Raw genomic sequence first — 15563 nt, 5'->3', positions numbered from 1 at the left:
AGCCTTCGGCATGACCAGCCCCTCCGTTATCGTCCGCTTCGCGCCGTCTCCGACCGGTTTTCTTCACATCGGCAATGCGCGGCCTGCATTGCTCAACTGGCTGTTCGCCCTGAAGGCGGGCGGGCGCTTCATCCTGCGGCTCGACGATACCGATCGCGAGCGCTCGAAGGAGGAATATGCCGAGGCGATCCAGCGCGATCTGAACTGGCTCGGCATCCTGCCGCACCAGTTCGAGCGCCAGTCGCTGCGCACCGATTCCTACGACGCGGTCGTGGCGCGGCTGAAGGCAGCCGGGCGCCTCTATGCCTGTTATGAGACCGCCGATGAACTGAACCGCAAGCGCAAGCGCCAGGCCGCGCGCGGCTTGCCGCCGGTCTATGACCGCGCCGCGCTCAAGTTGACCGAGGACGACCGCGCCAAGCTGGAAGCCGAAGGCCGCAGGCCGCATTGGCGCTTCAAGCTCGACGAGTCGGTCGGGCATGTGACCTGGGACGATCTGGTTCGCGGGCCGCAGACGGTCGATATCGGCTCGTTGTCGGATCCGGTGCTGATCCGCGAAGACGGTACCTATCTCTACACATTGCCGTCCGTCGTCGATGACGCCGACATGGGCGTGACGCACATCATTCGCGGCGACGATCACGTCACCAATACCGGCGTGCAATTGCAGCTGTTCGAGGCACTGGGCGCGCCTTTGCCGATCTTCGGCCATCACAACACGCTGACGACTGCGAGCGGCGAGGGGCTCTCCAAGCGCACCGGCGCGCTCTCGCTGGGGTCGCTGCGCGAGGCGGGCTACGAGCCCATGGCGGTCAACTCGCTCGCCGTGCTGATCGGGACGTCTGTCTCCGTCGAGCCGGTGGTCGATCTGCCGACGCTGGCAGGCCTCGTCGATCTCTCCATGGTCTCGAAGGCACCGGCCAAGTTTGACCCGGCCGATCTCGACGGACTCAACGCCAAGCTCCTGCACGCCAAGCCCTATGCGGATGTCGCCGACCGTCTGAAGGCGCTGGGCGTCGAGGGCGGCGAGGCTTTCTGGAGCGCCGTGCGCGGCAATCTCGTCCTTCTCAAGGACGCGGTCGCCTGGTGGGCGGTCGTGACGGGGCCGATCCCGCCGCATGTGCCGGCCGATGAGGACGAGCGGGCTTTCCTGGCATCCGCGCGCGACCTCCTCCCGGGCGACCCGTTCGACGGCCAGAGCTGGAAGGTCTGGACCGACGCGGTCAAGGCGGCGACCGGCCGCAAGGGCAGGGCGCTGTTCATGCCGCTTCGCCAGGTTCTGACCGGGCTCGATCACGGACCGGAACTGGCGGCGCTGCTGCCGCTGATCGGCCGCGAACAGGCCCTGGCGCGGCTCGAGGCGGCGCTTTCCTCCTGAAACGAACGAGACCGGCAAAGCCGGCCTCGGACTGGATCATAGCTGTTAGTGCGGGCTCAGGCGAGGCCGCGCGCCAAGGCCGTGGCGGCGCCGGGTGCCGCCGGAAGCTGCGGCAGAAGCAGCGCATTCAGCACGTGATAGGTGTCGGGGCGGCCGGGCCAGACGGAACCGGCTTCCGTGAGGTCGCCGGCAAGCTGGTGCTTCCAGGTGCCGCGCTGCGGCTCCACGAAATAGCGGGCGGCATGGTCCCATAGCTTGCGGTACCAGTGCTCGTAGAGCGCGTCGCCCGTCACCGCACCCAGAAGGGCGGCGGCGGCGATGCCTTCGCAAAGCGACCAGTGCATGCGGACCTCGGTCACCACGACACCCTCGAAATCGGTCGTGTAGACGAAGCCGTCATGGCCATCGACGGCCCAGCCAAAGGTGATGGCATGGTTGAACAGAGCCGTGGCCGCTTCGCGGAGCCAGGCGGGCGGTGTCGTCAGCGACGCTTCGATGTGAACCAGCAGGCGCGACCATTCCAGCCAGTGTCCGACCGTCGAGCCAAACGGGCGGAACGGATGGGCTCGATCGTCAGTGTTATAGTCGGGCTGCGGCTTCCAGTCGGAATCGAAGTGTTCCGGCAGGAACCAGTTGTGCTCGCGCGCGGCCCGGTTGATCAGCCGATCGGCCATGGATAGCGCCCGGTCGTACCAAGCGGCGTCGCCCGATGCGTCGCCGGCGGCGAGGCAGGCTTCCACCCAATGCATGTTCGAATTGGCGCCGCGATAGCTGTCCATATCGGTGAAGTCGGCCGCGAAGGATTCGCGCGACATGCCGGCTTCCTCGTCCCAGAAATGCTTCAGGAACACCTCGGCCGCGGCGTCGAACAGTTCGCGCCCGCCGGGGCGGCCGGCTTCGGCGGCCGAGGCGCCGGCCAGCAGCACGAAGGAATGGTCATAGGCCGCCTTGCGGCCCGGGATCGGGCCACCGGCAGGCTCGAGCGCCGAGTACCAGCCGCCATTCACCTTGTCGTGGAAGTCGTTCGTCAGGGCGGCGACGCCATGATCGACCAGGGGGCCCGCGCCCGGAATGCCGCGCATATAGGCAAGGGCGGCGACATGGGTCATCCGGCCGTTCAGGTAGAGCTCGCGCGGACGGGTCGGATCGGACGTGCCGTCCTCGAGCAGATAGCCAAAGCCGCCGGCCTCAAGGCGGGCTCCCTGCAGGAAGTCGATCAGGCGGTTGATCTGATCGTTGAGCCAGTTGCGATGCGTCGGCAGCCCGAGCCAGGGCGGCGTGGTGATAAGGGTCATTGGCGTCTGCTCCCGTCATGTCCTGTCGGACGGCCTGCCTTTGGCGGCGCGATCGTCCTGGTCGCTTCTTGTGTCTTGATCCGCACCGCGACGTTGCTGCGCTGGTCGCGTTCCGACGTGTCAGTTGAGCATTTTGTCGAGCCCATCGTCCATCGCGCGACGCTCTGGTGTCGCGGCCGCGGCCGATCTGGCTGGACTATTGGGCGTAGAAGTAGGAGGGGCCGACGCGCCTTGCGACGCCGGCCTGGCGCGACGGCGACGGCGACAGCGAGGCAACGGGCGTTTCCACGCTCGCCGTGCCCAGCGAGTCGGGGTCGAGCGAGCCGGCGCGGTTGGCAAGTGTTTCCGGGTCTTCGCCGACGAAGGGGGCAGGGCCCGGGACAGGCGGCATGGCTTCTTCCATCGGCGTTTCGGCCAGCGCTGCCGGGGTATAGCCGCCGGTGAACGCTTGGATCGAGGATGGGCTGCCGCATGTGCAGCCGGGGTTGAAGCTGGTGCGGTAGGCAAAGGCGGTCGAGAGCGCGCTATAGGGCGTTTCGTCCGACGTGGCACGCGCGTCGGAGCTGTCCTGGCCCGGATTGCGGTGCGCGTAGAGGGCTACCTGGGTGCCGGGGCACATCTGCTGGCAGACCTGCTCGTCCGTTGCGAAATTGGCCCGGCGCGTCGAGAAGCTGATCGGGAAATAATAGCCGTCGCAGGTGCGGACGCAGAGCGTGCGATAGCTGCCGCGGCCGAAGCCGCGCTCGGTCGTATCGGCCGTGGAGTAGTTGCGGTCGCGCTCGGCAGTGGCCGGGACGCGGGCGATCTGCTGCTGTTCGTAGACGCGGTTTTCCGGGTTGAACAGGCGCTCCAGGAAGTTGCGCGGGCGCTGCTGGGCATAGGCCGCGTATTGCGGGCCGCAATCATTCAGGGCCAGTTGCTGCAGGACCTCCGAACGCTGGCGGGCGCTAGTGTTCGGATCGAAGCTTGAGGCGCTGCGGCGCTGTTCCAGGCGATTGAGATTCGCCTGCATGCCATTGATGCGCTTCAGGATGCCCGCGCATTCTGGCGCGGCGGCATTCGACTTGAACATCAGGAAGCCGCCCTTGCAGCCTGCGCGGCGCGCATCGGCATTGGCGGCATTGAGCGCGGCGCGCTGCTGGTTGATGGCATTGTCCTGGTTCGCGACCTTGCCGGCGCCGGAATTCTGGCTGCGCTGCAGGGAGGCAAGCCGGCCTTCCAGGCGGACACAGACGCTGGATGCTGCCTCGGCCATTTCCGCGCCGGCGGCGAAGATCATGGCGGCCATCAGAATTCGGGAAAACACTCTCTCGACACTCATGGATGTGGCCCTTAATCGCGTGCGCTGCGCCTGCCTGCCAAAGCTGCCCTCAGGGCAAGACGCCAATAGCACGGATGGGCCGGATGGTCATCATGCGGGCCGCGCTTTTGCCACAAAGCGGTGAGGCAAACGCCGTCCCCGACCGCGCTGATGGCAGATATCACGATCTTTGGTTGGTCATTTCGCCTCGGGTGTGACTAGGTGGCGCGCTGGCGTCGCGGGTTTCCCCGCACCCTCCACCAAGAGAGCCGTTTGAATCATGACTGCGCGCGCATGGACCCCCGTGGGGGCCGACAGGGGCTATCCCTGGCTGACCGAAATCCGGGCGACCATCCTGCTGTCGCTGCCGCTGATCCTCACCAATCTGGCGCAGACGGTCATCACCGCGACGGATGTCGTGATTCTGGGCTGGGTGGGCGCGAACCATCTCGCGGCCAGCGCGCTGGCGACGAATCTCTATTTCGCCTTGCTAATTTTCGGCATCGGCCTGGTCTCGGCCGTGTCGCCGATGGTGGCGCGGGAACGCGGCCGCAATCGCCACGCCGTGCGCGAAGTGCGCCGTACCGTCCGCCAGGGTCTTTGGGCCTCGGTTGCCATCACGGTGCCATTCTGGATCGTGCTCTGGAACACCGAGCGGCTGCTGCTGTGGCTCGGGCAGGATCCAGCTCTCGCCCATCTCGCCGCGCTCTACATGCGCGGCATGCAATGGGCGATCCTGCCCTTCCTCTGGTATCTGGTGCTGCGCTCCTTCATCGCCGCGCTGGAGCGGCCGTTCTGGTCGTTGGTGGTCGGCATGGCCGGCGTCGTCTTCAATGCGCTCATCGTCTGGGCGCTGGTGTTCGGCCATTTTGGCCTGCCGGCGCTCGGCATGTTCGGCGCAGGCATCGGCAGCACGCTGTCGGCAACGTTGATGTTCCTCGGCATGGCGCTGGTCTGTGTCCGGGATCGCCAGTTCCGGCGGTATCGCGTCTTTGGCCGCTTCTGGCGCGCCGACTGGCCGCGCTTCCTCGCGCTCTGGCGGCTCGGCCTGCCCATGGCGATCGCGGTGGGTCTGGAAGTCACCATCTTCAACGCCGCGGTCTTCCTGATGGGCCTGATCGGCGCCTCGTCGGTGGCCGCCCACGCCATCGCCATCCAGATCGCGTCGCTCTGCTTCATGGTGCCGCTCGGCTTCTCGCAGGCCGCCACCGTGCGCGTCGGGATCGCCTATGGCTCGGGCGATACGGCCGCCATCCGCCGCGCCGGCTGGACACCCTTCGTGCTGGGCGTGGGCTTCATGGCCTGCACGGCCGTGATGATGTTCCTGGTGCCGGAAACGCTGATCGGCATTTTCCTCGACCGCACCGATCCTTCCAATACCGAGGTCATCGCGCTCGCCGTGTCGTTCCTCGGCATCGCAGCCCTGTTCCAGGTTTTCGACGGCGCGCAGGCGATCGCCGGCGGCATGCTGCGCGGCCTGCATGATGCGCGCGTCCCAATGATCTATGCCGGGCTGGGCTTCTGGGGCGTTGGCCTCAGTCTCAGCGTTCTCCTGGGCTTCTGGGCCGGGCTGGAGGGCATCGGCATCTGGATCGGGCTGGCCACGGGCCTCGCCGTCGTCTCGGCACTCCTGATCGTGCGCTGGCTGCGGCGCGAGCAACTCGGCCTGATGCGCGGCGGCACCGAGCCCATCGTGGCGCCGATCTCGGTTCACTGATCCAGGCGCTTTTGCCAGCGGGACTCGTTGTGGCGCTGCGCCTTCCTATATTGGGCGCACGCTTTGCCTCGGAGAACACCATGCGCCTCGGATCCGCCCTGACCGCCGCCTTTACCACCGTCACCCTGCTGGCCTGCGCCGCACCGGCGCTGGCGGCCGATCCCGACCTGATCTTCAAGGAATCGACCACCTTCAAATGGGTGACGCCGAACGACAAGATCGCGACCTATGCCATCGATGACCCGGAGGTGGAGGGCGTCGCCTGCTACTTTGCAGCCGCGGAGCGCGGCGGCGTTGCCGGCATGTTCGGTGTCGCCGAGGAGACGTCGGACGTTTCTCTCGCCTGCCGCCAGGTCGGTCCGATCCAGTTCAAGAACAAGATCGGGCAGGGCAGCGAGATGTTCAATCAGCGCCGCTCGATCTGGTTCAAGAAGATGCGGATTTCCCGCGGCTGCGACGCGAAGCGCAACGTGCTGGTCTATCTCGTCTATTCCGACAAGCTGGTCGACGGCAGCCCGAAGAATTCGATTTCCAGCGTGCCGATCATGCCATGGGGCGACACGCCCGCCGCCAAATGCGGTGATTTCATCCAGTAGGGCTGGGAGGACGGCGCGCCGCTCGCGCGCCGTTTTGACCGACAAGCCTTGCCGGAACGCGCGCGAGGCTCTAACCGGATGATCAGTATTCTATTCGGAGCTTTTTCGCATGAACGCCATTGTCCGCCAGCCCGATCCCAAGAAGCTGATCAAAGGCGCGACCGGGGACTGGGAGATCGTGATCGGCCTTGAGGTCCATGCCCAGGTCCTGTCGAAGTCGAAGCTGTTCTCCGGGGCTTCGACCGAATTTGGCGGCGCGCCGAACTCCCATGTCAGCCTCGTCGATGCGGCCATGCCCGGCATGCTGCCCGTGATCAACGAGGAATGCGTCGCACAGGCCGTGCGCACCGGGCTCGGCCTCAAGGCGCAGATCAACAACTACAGCGTGTTCGACCGGAAGAACTATTTCTATCCGGACCTGCCGCAGGGCTATCAGATCTCGCAGTTCAAGCAGCCGATCGTCGGCGAGGGCGAGATCGTGATCGATCTCGACGGCGGCGAGAGCGTGACCGTCGGCATCGAGCGCCTGCATCTGGAGCAGGACGCCGGCAAGTCGCTGCATGACCAGCACCCGACCATGAGTTTCGTCGACCTGAACCGCTCGGGCGTCGCGCTGATGGAGATCGTCTCGAAGCCGGATCTGCGTTCGGCCGACGAGGCGAAGGCCTATCTCACCAAGCTTCGCACCATCGTGCGCTATCTCGGCACCTGCGACGGCAACATGGACGAAGGCTCGATGCGCGCCGACGTCAACGTCTCCGTCCGCCGCCCGGGCGAAGCGCTCGGCACGCGCTGCGAGATCAAGAACGTCAACTCGATCCGCTTCGTCGGCCAGGCCGTCGACTATGAGGCGCGCCGCCAGATCGGCATTCTGGAGGATGGCGGCACGATCAACCAGGAAACCCGCCTGTTCGACGCGAACAAGGGCGAAACCCGGTCGATGCGCTCCAAGGAAGAAGCGCATGACTATCGCTACTTCCCCGATCCCGACCTGCTGCCGCTCGAACTGGAGCCGGCCTGGGTCGACGGGCTGCTGGCCGCCTTGCCGGAGCTTCCCGATGCCAAGAAGGCACGCTTTATCGGCGATTTCGGCCTTTCGCCCTATGACGCCAGCGTGCTTGTGCTTGAGCGCGATACCGCCGATTATTTCGAAGCCGTCGCCAAGGGCCGCGACGCCAAGACGGCCGCCAACTGGGTCACCCAGGAACTGGCGGCCCGGTTGAACAAGGACGGCAAGGACATCGCATCGAGCCCGGTCTCGGCCGAACAGCTCGGCGCGATCATCGACCTGATCGGCGATGGCACCATCTCCGGCAAGATCGCCAAGGATCTGTTCGAGATCGTGTGGAACGAGGGCGGCGACCCGAAGGCGCTCGTCGAGGCGCGCGGCCTGAAGCAGGTCACCGACACCGGCGCGATCGAGAAGGTGGTCGACGACATCATCGCCGCCAACCCGGAAAAGGTCGAGCAGGCCAAGGCTAAGCCGACGCTGGCCGGCTGGTTTGTCGGCCAGATCATGAAGGCCTCGGGCGGCAAGGCCAACCCGCAGGTCGTCAACGACATCCTGAAGAAGAAGCTCGGCCTGGAATAGCCCCGGCCGCGCCCGCTCCCGCGGACCGGATTCCGCGCTATGGTTGTCCCTGCAATCAACGAATTGTCGAGGGACAGCCATGACCAGAAGTTTGCAGGTAACCGGTGCTCGGGCAAGCGGCGCCATGGCGCTGGGCGCATTGGCGGTTGGGGCGGCGGCGGTCGGTGCGATCGCCGTCGGCGCACTGGCCATTGGGCGCCTTCGCATCCTCGAGGCCCGCATTGAGCGATTGTCCGTGGGCACGCTCACCGTCGAGAAACTCGACGTGCGCGAGCCCCGGGGGTAACGCCGCTACTCAGACGGCTTGGTAGGCGGTTCGGGCGACGTCCGGCTGCGGATTTGTCGCGCGCCGAGGCCGTAGGCTCGCCTGCGCGCACCCGGCAAGAGGCCGCCGCGACGGCTCATCCACGTTGCATGTCTTGCCTTGCCGTATGTGGCGACGCATGTATGGGTACCGACCTATCGCTGGCCGATTGTCGATGCGCCAGCCGTTGCAACAGCCAAAGGTTCCGTATGACCCATACACAGACCCAACCGATCGAGTTGCATTACTGGCCTACCCCGAACGGCAAGAAGATCGCGATCATGCTGGAGGAACTCGGCGTTCCCTACAGCCTGCATTACGTCAATATCGGCAAGGGCGACCAGTTCAAGCCCGAGTTTCTGGCGATCTCGCCGAACAACAAGATGCCGGCGATCGTCGATCCCGAGGGCCCGGACGGCAAGCCGATCTCGGTGTTCGAGTCGGGCGCGATCCTGCTCTATCTCGCCCGCAAGTTCGGCAAATTCTACCCAACGGCCGATGAGCGCGCCCGCGTCGAGGTCGAGGAATGGCTGATGTGGCAGATGGGCGGTTTTGGTCCGATGCTCGGCCAGCGCAACCATTTCTCGGTCTATGCGCCGGAGCGCATTCCCTACGCCACCAAGCGCTACCAGGATGAAACGCATCGCCTGTACGGCGTGCTCAACCGTCGTCTCGCGGATCGCGATTTCGTCGCCGGCGATTACTCGATCGCCGACATGGCGATTTTCGGCTGGGCGGCCGGCTGGGAAACCCAGCAGTTCGACACCACCGAGTTTCCGCATGTGAAGGCCTGGATCGACCGCATGAATGCGCGTCCCGGCGTCACGCGCGGCATGGCGGTGCAGGCTCCTGTCGCTCCCGTCAGCCTGAAGGATGACGCGGAAGCGCAGAAGATCCTCTTCAATCAGCGCGCCCGCTGATCCTTTCGCGGCCCATCGCGGGCTCGCCGTCCCGGAAGCGGGAGGGCGGGCCCGCACTGCATTTCACTCGGTGGATGCGGGCAGGGTGGCCCGGCAAAGGACCTTTGCTTTCAAGCATATGACGAAAGCGGCTATAAGCGGATACGATCCGTATCGAGCCGCCCGCTTCCCGGTATTCAAGTTGAAAGTTCATCCGATCAAACATACTATGATAATGGAATTCGGCCGGCTTTCCCTCGGGGTGCCGCGTCTTGGATGAAGGCAGGGATCGAGGAAGGGACCCGGCAATGCGTGGTGCCCAGGATAAGACGCGACAGCTTCGCGCGACTGGCAGGGAACGTTCCGGGAGTCTGTCCGACAAGGTCGCAGCCGAGCTTGGCCGCCGGATCGTGTCCGGCGTGTACAATCCGGGCGACACGCTGCCGACGGAGCCGAAGGTGCAGGAAGAGTTCCGCGTGTCACGGACCGCGGTCCGCGAGGCGATCCGGCTGCTCTCGGCCAAGGGCCTGACGGTATCCCGCCCCAAGATCGGTACCAAGGTTCGTCCCCGCGTCGACTGGAACATGCTCGATTCGGACGTTCTGCATTGGCAGATCGACCAGCGCCCCAGCGATGATTTCATTCACTCGCTGTTCGAGATGCGCGAGATCATCGAGCCGGCCGCCGCGTCGCGCGCGGCCGAGCGTGCCACGGCCGAGGAGATCGAACTGCTCGGCAAGGCGCTGGACGGCATCAAGAACCGAGATCGCGGCAGCGTCGAGCAGATCCGCGCCGATCTCGCCTTTCACATGACCGTCCTGGAAGCCTCGCACAATCCAATGCTTCGTTCGGTCGGCGGGCTGATCGAATCCGGCCTTGTCATCAGCTTTTCGCTCGGCTGGCGGACGGTCATGGGAGACGATGCCGTGCTCCAGCACCGGGACGTCTTCGAGGCTATTCGCGACCGCAACCCGGAAGAGGCCTTTCTCGCGATGCGCCGCCTGCTGCGCAACGCGAAGGGCAATGTGTTCGATTCCATCTGGGTCGGCCGCAACGCGGACGCCGACGGCGAGATCAGCGCCGGCTAGTTCATACCTATCGCAATACAGGACAGGCCGCGGGCTCATGCGAAGACGGCCGCTTGGCACAACAGGAGAGAAACGATGAGACTGATGCAGATCAAGACCGAGGCCGGCGCACGTGCCGTCGTCGCTACGGTGCCGAACGGCGCCGGCGAACGGTCCTACATCGTGCCGGGCTATGCCACCGTTTATGCGCTGGCCCAGGCGGCAATTGCTGCCAAGACCGGCATCCAGGCGATTGTCGAGAAGGCTTCGGCCGGCGCGACCGAGGAAGTCGACCGCGCGGCGCTGCTGGCATCCGGCCGCGTGCTGCCCCCGATCGACCACGAGGATCCGGCGCATCTGCTCATCACGGGCACGGGCCTGACCCATCTCGGTTCGGCTTCGGCGCGCGACGCCATGCACAAGACGCCGGACGAGGCGGAAGTGCTGACCGATTCGATGAAGATGTTCCGCATGGGTCTGGAGAACGGCAAGCCGGCCGCCGGCCAGCAGGGCGTCCAGCCGGAGTGGTTCTACAAGGGCGACGGCGCGCTGCTCGTTGGCCCCGGCCAGCCGCTGACCGCACCTTCCTTCGCCCAGGATGGCGGCGAAGAGCCGGAAGTGGCCGGTGTCTACATCGTCGGCGACGACGGCCAGCCCTACCGCATCGGATTCGCGCTCGCCAACGAGTTCTCGGACCACATCATGGAGCGGGTGAACTATCTCTACCTCGCCCATTCGAAGCTGCGTCCCTGCTCGCTCGGTCCGGAGCTGCTGGTCGGCGCGCTGCCGGACGACGTTCGCGGCCGTTCGCGCATCCATCGCGGCGACAAGGTGATCTTCGACGAGCCCTTCCTGTCGGGCGAGGCCAACATGTCGCACACGCTGGCGAACCTCGAATATCACCACTTCAAGTACGACTTCTTCCGCCGTCCGGGCCAGGTGCATGTCCACACCTATGGCACGGCGACACTGAGCGTGGCGTTCGGCGTCAAGACGGAGGCCGGCGACGTTTTCGACATCGAATCCGAGACCTTCGGCCTCGCGCTGAAGAACCCGCTCGCCTTTGCCAAGGAAGAGAAGGTGTCGGTCACCCAGCTTTGAGGGTTGGCCATGGGGGGCTGGAGGGATACAAGAGCGTAACTCCGAGCCTTGCTCCCAACACCCCCTTCGCCCGGCTCCGTCCGGGCGAATCCCGTTCACGACGTTCAAGGATCATCTGATGAGCGAACTTCACAAGAATTACATCGGCGGCGAGTGGGTTGGCGGCGATGCGCGCCCCAACATCAACCCGTCCAACACGAACGAAGTGATCGGCGAATACGCGCAGGGCACGGCGGCAGACGCCAAGGCCGCGATCGACGCAGCCGCCGACGCCTTCAAGACCTGGTCGCTTTCGGGCATCCAGCAGCGCCATGACATTCTGAAGGCGACCGGCGACGAAATCCTTGCCCGCAAGGAAGAAATCGGCCGCCTGCTGTCGCGCGAGGAAGGCAAGACCCTTCCCGAGGGCATTGGCGAGACGATGCGCGCTGCGCAGATCTTCCACTTCTTCGCGGGCGAAACCCTGCGTCTGGCTGGCGAGATCCTGCCGAGCGTGCGTCCGGGCATCGACGTCACGATCACCCGCGAGCCGGTCGGCGTCGTCGGCCTGATCACGCCGTGGAACTTCCCGATCGCCATTCCGGCCTGGAAGCTGGCTCCGGCCATCGCCTATGGCAACACCGTCGTGCTGAAGCCGGCCGATCTCGTTCCGGGCTGCGCCTGGACGATCGTCGACATCCTGGTTCGCAACGGCCTGCCCAAGGGCGTCGTCAACCTGGTCATGGGCCGCGGTTCGGTCGTCGGCCAGGCGATCCTCGAATCGAAGAAGGTCAATGCGCTGAGCTTCACCGGCTCGGTCGGCACCGGCAAGAAGGTCGCCGAGGCCTCGATCGCGGTGATGCGCAAGTTCCAGCTCGAAATGGGCGGCAAGAACCCGACCATCGTGCTCGATGACGCCGACCTGAAGGTTGCCGTCGAGACCACGGCGAACAGCGCCTTCTTCTCGACCGGCCAGCGTTGCACGGCGTCGTCGCGCCTGATCGTCACCGAGAAGATCCACGACCAGTATGTCGAGGCGCTCGCCGCCCGCATCAAGGATCTCGTCGTTGACGACGCGATCAAGCAGGGCACGCATATCGGTCCGGTCGTCGACCAGAGCCAGCTCGATCAGGATCAGAACTACATCCAGATCGCCAAGGACGAAGGCGGCACGCTCGTCGTCGGCGGCCAGCGCATCGAGCGCGAGAACCCCGGCTTCTTCCTGCAGCCGGCGCTGTTCACCGGCACCACGCCGGACATGCGCATCAACAAGGAAGAAGTTTTCGGCCCGGTCGCCAGCGTGATCAAGGTCAAGGACTACGAGGAAGCGCTGGCTGTCGCCAACGACACGCCGTTCGGCCTCGCCTCGGGCATCGTCACGACGAGCCTGAAGCATGCCACGCACTTCAAGCGTAATTCCGAGTCCGGCATGGTGATGGTCAATCTGCCGACGGCAGGCGTCGACTACCATGTGCCGTTCGGCGGCCGGAAGGGTTCGAGCTACGGCCCGCGCGAGCAGGGCAAGTACGCGGCCGAGTTCTTCACGACGGTTAAGACGTCCTACACGCAGCCCTGATCGGCTGTCGCAAGCGAGTTTCGAACGGGCGCCTTCGGGCGCCCGTTTTCGTTTCGGGGAGGGGGTAACACGGTAACGGCCCGTTACCCTCCCGTTAGTCCGGACCGGGGGCGCCTGGTCAATATTTGACATGCAGGCCTTTACCTGCATATTCTGTCTTCCGACGCGAGTGAGGAGCGATGCACGCCGACGATGTTTTCAAGGCCCTGGCCGACCCGACCCGCAGGCGGCTGCTCGACCTTCTCTATGAACAGAATGGACAGACGCTCGGGCAGCTTTGCGAGCATCTCGACATGACGCGTCAATCGGCGACCCAGCATCTCGGGATCCTCGAGGCCGCCAATCTGGTCAGCACGGTCCGGCGGGGACGGGAGAAGCTGCACTTCATCAATCCCGTCCCACTGCATGAAGTCTATGAGCGGTGGGTGCGCAAGTTCGAACAGCAGCGGCTCAGCCTGCTGCACGATCTGAAGAAAGAGCTCGAAGGAGAGTAGCGATGGCCAAAGAGAAGACGCGCTTCGTGTACGTGACCTATGTTCTCTCGACGCCCGAAAAGGTGTTCGAGGCCATCACCAAGCCGGAAATCGCCCGGCGCTACTGGGGCCACGAGAACGTGTCCGACTGGCAGCCCGGCTCGGAGTGGCAGCATGTCCGCGCCGATCCCGAGCGGACCGTCCAGCTGATCGGCAAGGTCGTGGAAGTCACGCCGCCGAGCCGGCTGGTCATCACCTGGGCGAACGCCTCGCAGACCGCCGACCCCGAAAGCCACAGCCGGGTGACGTTCGACATCGCCGAATATGACGACATGGTCCGGCTGACCGTCACGCATGACGAGCTCGAAGCCGGCAGCGGCATGGAGCAGGGCATCACCAAGGGTTGGCCGCTCGTGCTTTCCAGCCTCAAATCCTATCTGGAAACCGGCCGTGCCATCGACGTCTTCGCCAAGCCGAAGGCTGCCTGATCCCCTCACGATGGAGCATGACGATGACGACATCCCATGTCGGCGGATGCGCCTGTGGCGCGATCCGCTATGAGACAAGCCAGGATCCGGTTGCCGAGCTGCATTGCCAGTGCCGCCAATGCCAGCAGCGCAGCGGCACGGGGCACAGTTCCTATCTCGCTTTTGGCAAGCGGTCCGACATGAAGATCTCCGGCGAGGCCAGCGGATGGCAGGTCGCCGGCGACAGCGGCAACCTCAAGGTCCATGCCTTCTGCCCGACCTGCGGGACGCCGGTCTACGTCACCTTCGTCGCCATGCCGGAGATGATCGCGATACACGCGGCCAGCCTCGACGAGCCGGAGCGGTTCCAACCGCAGTTCGTGACCTATGCCAGCGGCGGCTTTGCGTGGGATACGATGGACGCCGCGTTGACGCGGTTCGAACGAATGCCGGAGGGGTAGGGCACCTTCACCTCTCCCTCAGGGAGACCTTCGCGCAACACCATCCTCAACATGCTGAGGAGGCCCAGAGGGCCGTCTCGAAGCACGCAGAGCGGCGGCGGCACAAGGTTTTGCCCTCAGGCGGTGCGTCCTTCGAGACGACTTGCTCCGCAAGTCTCCTCAGGATGTTGGAAATCGAGATCTGCACAACCCCGAACCTCGGTCATGCGAATGCTTCATCAGGGAAAGGTGAAGGGGACTGCCTCCAAGCCGGTAGGGTCGGCTTTGAATCGGCCCGTGCCTCAGATCGCCGGGCGGTCCAGCACTAGGATATCTTCCCGCGTAAAGTTCACCGTCACCGGCTGGCCGCGCTGGGGCGGGGCGCTGTGGGGGCGGTTGAAGGTGTCGAGCGAGACGATGTTGTCCTTGAATCGGACGCGGATGCGGACCACGGAGCCGAGGAAATGCACCTCGTCGATCGTGCCGGTCAGATTGTTGCTGCCGCCATTGGCGTGTCCGATCGAGAGCGCTTCCGGACGCAGCGCGAGGGAGAGGGTGTCGCCGGTGCTCGCGCCGCCGATCTCGCGCGCCGTGATGACTTCCTGGTCGTCGATCGAAAGCCGGCCCGAGGTCGAATCGAGCACGCGGCCGTTCAGGATGTTGAGCGTGCCGACGAAGGAAGCGACGAAGCGGGTCTTTGGATAATTGTAGATCTCGAACGGCGTGCCGAGCTGCTCGATCTTGCCTTCGTTGATGACGCAGATGCGATCCGACATGGAGAGCGCTTCTTCCTGGTCATGCGTGACGAAGATCGTCGTGATCCCAAGCGCGCGCTGCACCGCGCGGATTTCCTCGCGCAGCGAGATGCGGATCTTCGCGTCGAGCGCGGAGAGCGGCTCGTCGAGCAGCAGGATCTGCGGCTTGACGGCGAGCGCGCGGGCCAGCGCCACGCGCTGCTGCTGGCCGCCCGAGAGCTGATAGGGATAGCGATCGCCGAGATCCGGCAGCTTGATGAGCTCCAGCATCTCCTTGACCCGCGCCGCGATCTCGGTCGACGACTTCCGCGCGACCTTGAGGCCGAAGGCGATGTTGTCGGCGACGCTCATATTGGGGAACAGCGCGTAGGCCTGGAACACCATGCCGATATGGCGTTGGTTGGGGCGCAGATTCGTGACGTCCTTGCCGTCGATGCGGATCGTGCCGCTCGTGGCGGTCTCGAAGCCCGCGATCATGCGCAGGATCGTCGTCTTGCCGCAGCCGCTGGGACCGAGCAACGTTACGAACTCGCCCCGCTCAACCGCGAGATCGACGCCCTTGACCGTGGTCTGGGCGCCGAATGTCTTGACCAATTTCTCGATCGTCAGGAATGCCATGTTCGCT

Annotated in this window: 15 protein-coding genes; 12 read left to right on the top strand and 3 right to left on the bottom strand. The window is 65.1% G+C overall.

All coding sequences use genetic code 11. From position 1 onward, the window contains the following. Positions 1 to 10: 10 nt before the first annotated feature. Complete coding sequence (gltX, locus tag ACHMWQ_RS17820; RefSeq protein ID WP_396308502.1) at positions 11 to 1378, top strand: glutamate--tRNA ligase; 1368 nt, start codon at positions 11 to 13, stop codon at positions 1376 to 1378. A gap of 56 nt (positions 1379 to 1434) precedes the next feature. Here gltX and ACHMWQ_RS17815 read toward each other — a convergent pair whose 3' ends face one another. Together ACHMWQ_RS17815 and ACHMWQ_RS17810 are read right to left on the bottom strand one after the other, a co-directional pair. After that, positions 1435 to 2673, bottom strand: coding sequence for an AGE family epimerase/isomerase (locus tag ACHMWQ_RS17815; protein WP_396308501.1), 1239 nt, complete (start codon positions 2671 to 2673; stop codon positions 1435 to 1437). 196 nt (positions 2674 to 2869) lie between these two features. Beyond that, the gene (locus ACHMWQ_RS17810; protein WP_396308500.1) at positions 2870 to 3994 is read right to left on the bottom strand and encodes a DUF2865 domain-containing protein; all 1125 of its coding nucleotides are present in this window, start codon (positions 3992 to 3994) and stop codon (positions 2870 to 2872) included. 259 nt (positions 3995 to 4253) lie between these two features. On the opposite strand from ACHMWQ_RS17810, the gene ACHMWQ_RS17805 reads away from it, so the two are divergent. From ACHMWQ_RS17805 to ACHMWQ_RS17755, 11 genes are all read left to right on the top strand, one after another. Then, positions 4254 to 5690: an MATE family efflux transporter gene (locus tag ACHMWQ_RS17805; RefSeq protein WP_396308499.1), complete on the top strand. Its 1437-nt coding sequence runs from the start codon at positions 4254 to 4256 to the stop codon at positions 5688 to 5690. Positions 5691 to 5770: 80 nt separating this feature from the next. Further along, positions 5771 to 6286 (top strand): CreA family protein, encoded by a 516-nt coding sequence (locus tag ACHMWQ_RS17800; protein ID WP_396308498.1) that lies wholly within the window; start codon positions 5771 to 5773, stop codon positions 6284 to 6286. 109 nt (positions 6287 to 6395) lie between these two features. Further along, positions 6396 to 7877, top strand: a complete 1482-nt coding sequence (gene gatB, locus ACHMWQ_RS17795) for an Asp-tRNA(Asn)/Glu-tRNA(Gln) amidotransferase subunit GatB (protein ID WP_354549889.1) — start codon at positions 6396 to 6398, stop codon at positions 7875 to 7877. A 79-nt stretch (positions 7878 to 7956) separates the two neighbouring features. Next, complete coding sequence (locus ACHMWQ_RS17790; protein WP_396308497.1) at positions 7957 to 8163, top strand: hypothetical protein; 207 nt, start codon at positions 7957 to 7959, stop codon at positions 8161 to 8163. Between the two features lie 227 nt (positions 8164 to 8390). Then, complete coding sequence (locus ACHMWQ_RS17785) at positions 8391 to 9101, top strand: glutathione S-transferase N-terminal domain-containing protein (protein ID WP_396308496.1); 711 nt, start codon at positions 8391 to 8393, stop codon at positions 9099 to 9101. A 287-nt stretch (positions 9102 to 9388) separates the two neighbouring features. Beyond that, positions 9389 to 10168, top strand: coding sequence for a FadR/GntR family transcriptional regulator (locus tag ACHMWQ_RS17780; protein ID WP_266332778.1), 780 nt, complete (start codon positions 9389 to 9391; stop codon positions 10166 to 10168). Positions 10169 to 10243: 75 nt separating this feature from the next. Continuing rightward, the gene (gene araD1, locus ACHMWQ_RS17775; RefSeq protein ID WP_396308495.1) at positions 10244 to 11248 is read left to right on the top strand and encodes an AraD1 family protein; all 1005 of its coding nucleotides are present in this window, start codon (positions 10244 to 10246) and stop codon (positions 11246 to 11248) included. A 118-nt stretch (positions 11249 to 11366) separates the two neighbouring features. After that, positions 11367 to 12803, top strand: coding sequence for an aldehyde dehydrogenase family protein (locus ACHMWQ_RS17770; RefSeq protein ID WP_396308494.1), 1437 nt, complete (start codon positions 11367 to 11369; stop codon positions 12801 to 12803). 179 nt (positions 12804 to 12982) lie between these two features. Beyond that, on the top strand, positions 12983 to 13297 hold the full coding sequence (locus tag ACHMWQ_RS17765; protein ID WP_396308493.1) for an ArsR/SmtB family transcription factor: 315 nt from the start codon (positions 12983 to 12985) through the stop codon (positions 13295 to 13297). Positions 13298 to 13299: 2 nt separating this feature from the next. Next, positions 13300 to 13764 carry an SRPBCC family protein gene (locus tag ACHMWQ_RS17760; RefSeq protein ID WP_396308492.1) on the top strand — a complete coding sequence of 155 codons (465 nt, stop codon included), beginning with the start codon at positions 13300 to 13302 and terminating at the stop codon, positions 13762 to 13764. A gap of 23 nt (positions 13765 to 13787) precedes the next feature. Continuing rightward, positions 13788 to 14204, top strand: coding sequence for a GFA family protein (locus tag ACHMWQ_RS17755; protein WP_396308491.1), 417 nt, complete (start codon positions 13788 to 13790; stop codon positions 14202 to 14204). Positions 14205 to 14485: 281 nt separating this feature from the next. Here the strand turns inward: ACHMWQ_RS17755 and ACHMWQ_RS17750 are convergent, their stop codons facing one another. Then, positions 14486 to 15556 (bottom strand): ABC transporter ATP-binding protein, encoded by a 1071-nt coding sequence (locus tag ACHMWQ_RS17750; RefSeq protein WP_396308490.1) that lies wholly within the window; start codon positions 15554 to 15556, stop codon positions 14486 to 14488. Positions 15557 to 15563: the final 7 nt, after the last annotated feature.

It is taken from the genome of Kaistia sp. UC242_56 (assembly GCF_044452255.1).
Taxonomy (GTDB): Bacteria; Pseudomonadota; Alphaproteobacteria; order Rhizobiales; family Kaistiaceae; genus Kaistia; species Kaistia defluvii_A.
The sequence above is the reverse complement of the archived record's forward strand: the minus strand, read 5'-3'. Positions and strand labels throughout refer to the sequence as shown.

What these genes read in the sequence shown, in the direction of transcription:
- gltX (WP_396308502.1), top strand. Translation starts at nt 11, where the DNA reads ATGACCAGCCCCTCCGTTATCGTCCGCTTCGCGCCGTCTCCGACCGGT.
- ACHMWQ_RS17815 (WP_396308501.1), bottom strand. Translation starts at nt 2,673, where the DNA reads ATGACCCTTATCACCACGCCGCCCTGGCTCGGGCTGCCGACGCATCGC.
- ACHMWQ_RS17810 (WP_396308500.1), bottom strand. Translation starts at nt 3,994, where the DNA reads ATGAGTGTCGAGAGAGTGTTTTCCCGAATTCTGATGGCCGCCATGATC.
- ACHMWQ_RS17805 (WP_396308499.1), top strand. Translation starts at nt 4,254, where the DNA reads ATGACTGCGCGCGCATGGACCCCCGTGGGGGCCGACAGGGGCTATCCC.
- ACHMWQ_RS17800 (WP_396308498.1), top strand. Translation starts at nt 5,771, where the DNA reads ATGCGCCTCGGATCCGCCCTGACCGCCGCCTTTACCACCGTCACCCTG.
- gatB (WP_354549889.1), top strand. Translation starts at nt 6,396, where the DNA reads ATGAACGCCATTGTCCGCCAGCCCGATCCCAAGAAGCTGATCAAAGGC.
- ACHMWQ_RS17790 (WP_396308497.1), top strand. Translation starts at nt 7,957, where the DNA reads ATGACCAGAAGTTTGCAGGTAACCGGTGCTCGGGCAAGCGGCGCCATG.
- ACHMWQ_RS17785 (WP_396308496.1), top strand. Translation starts at nt 8,391, where the DNA reads ATGACCCATACACAGACCCAACCGATCGAGTTGCATTACTGGCCTACC.
- ACHMWQ_RS17780 (WP_266332778.1), top strand. Translation starts at nt 9,389, where the DNA reads ATGCGTGGTGCCCAGGATAAGACGCGACAGCTTCGCGCGACTGGCAGG.
- araD1 (WP_396308495.1), top strand. Translation starts at nt 10,244, where the DNA reads ATGAGACTGATGCAGATCAAGACCGAGGCCGGCGCACGTGCCGTCGTC.
- ACHMWQ_RS17770 (WP_396308494.1), top strand. Translation starts at nt 11,367, where the DNA reads ATGAGCGAACTTCACAAGAATTACATCGGCGGCGAGTGGGTTGGCGGC.
- ACHMWQ_RS17765 (WP_396308493.1), top strand. Translation starts at nt 12,983, where the DNA reads ATGCACGCCGACGATGTTTTCAAGGCCCTGGCCGACCCGACCCGCAGG.
- ACHMWQ_RS17760 (WP_396308492.1), top strand. Translation starts at nt 13,300, where the DNA reads ATGGCCAAAGAGAAGACGCGCTTCGTGTACGTGACCTATGTTCTCTCG.
- ACHMWQ_RS17755 (WP_396308491.1), top strand. Translation starts at nt 13,788, where the DNA reads ATGACGACATCCCATGTCGGCGGATGCGCCTGTGGCGCGATCCGCTAT.
- ACHMWQ_RS17750 (WP_396308490.1), bottom strand. Translation starts at nt 15,556, where the DNA reads ATGGCATTCCTGACGATCGAGAAATTGGTCAAGACATTCGGCGCCCAG.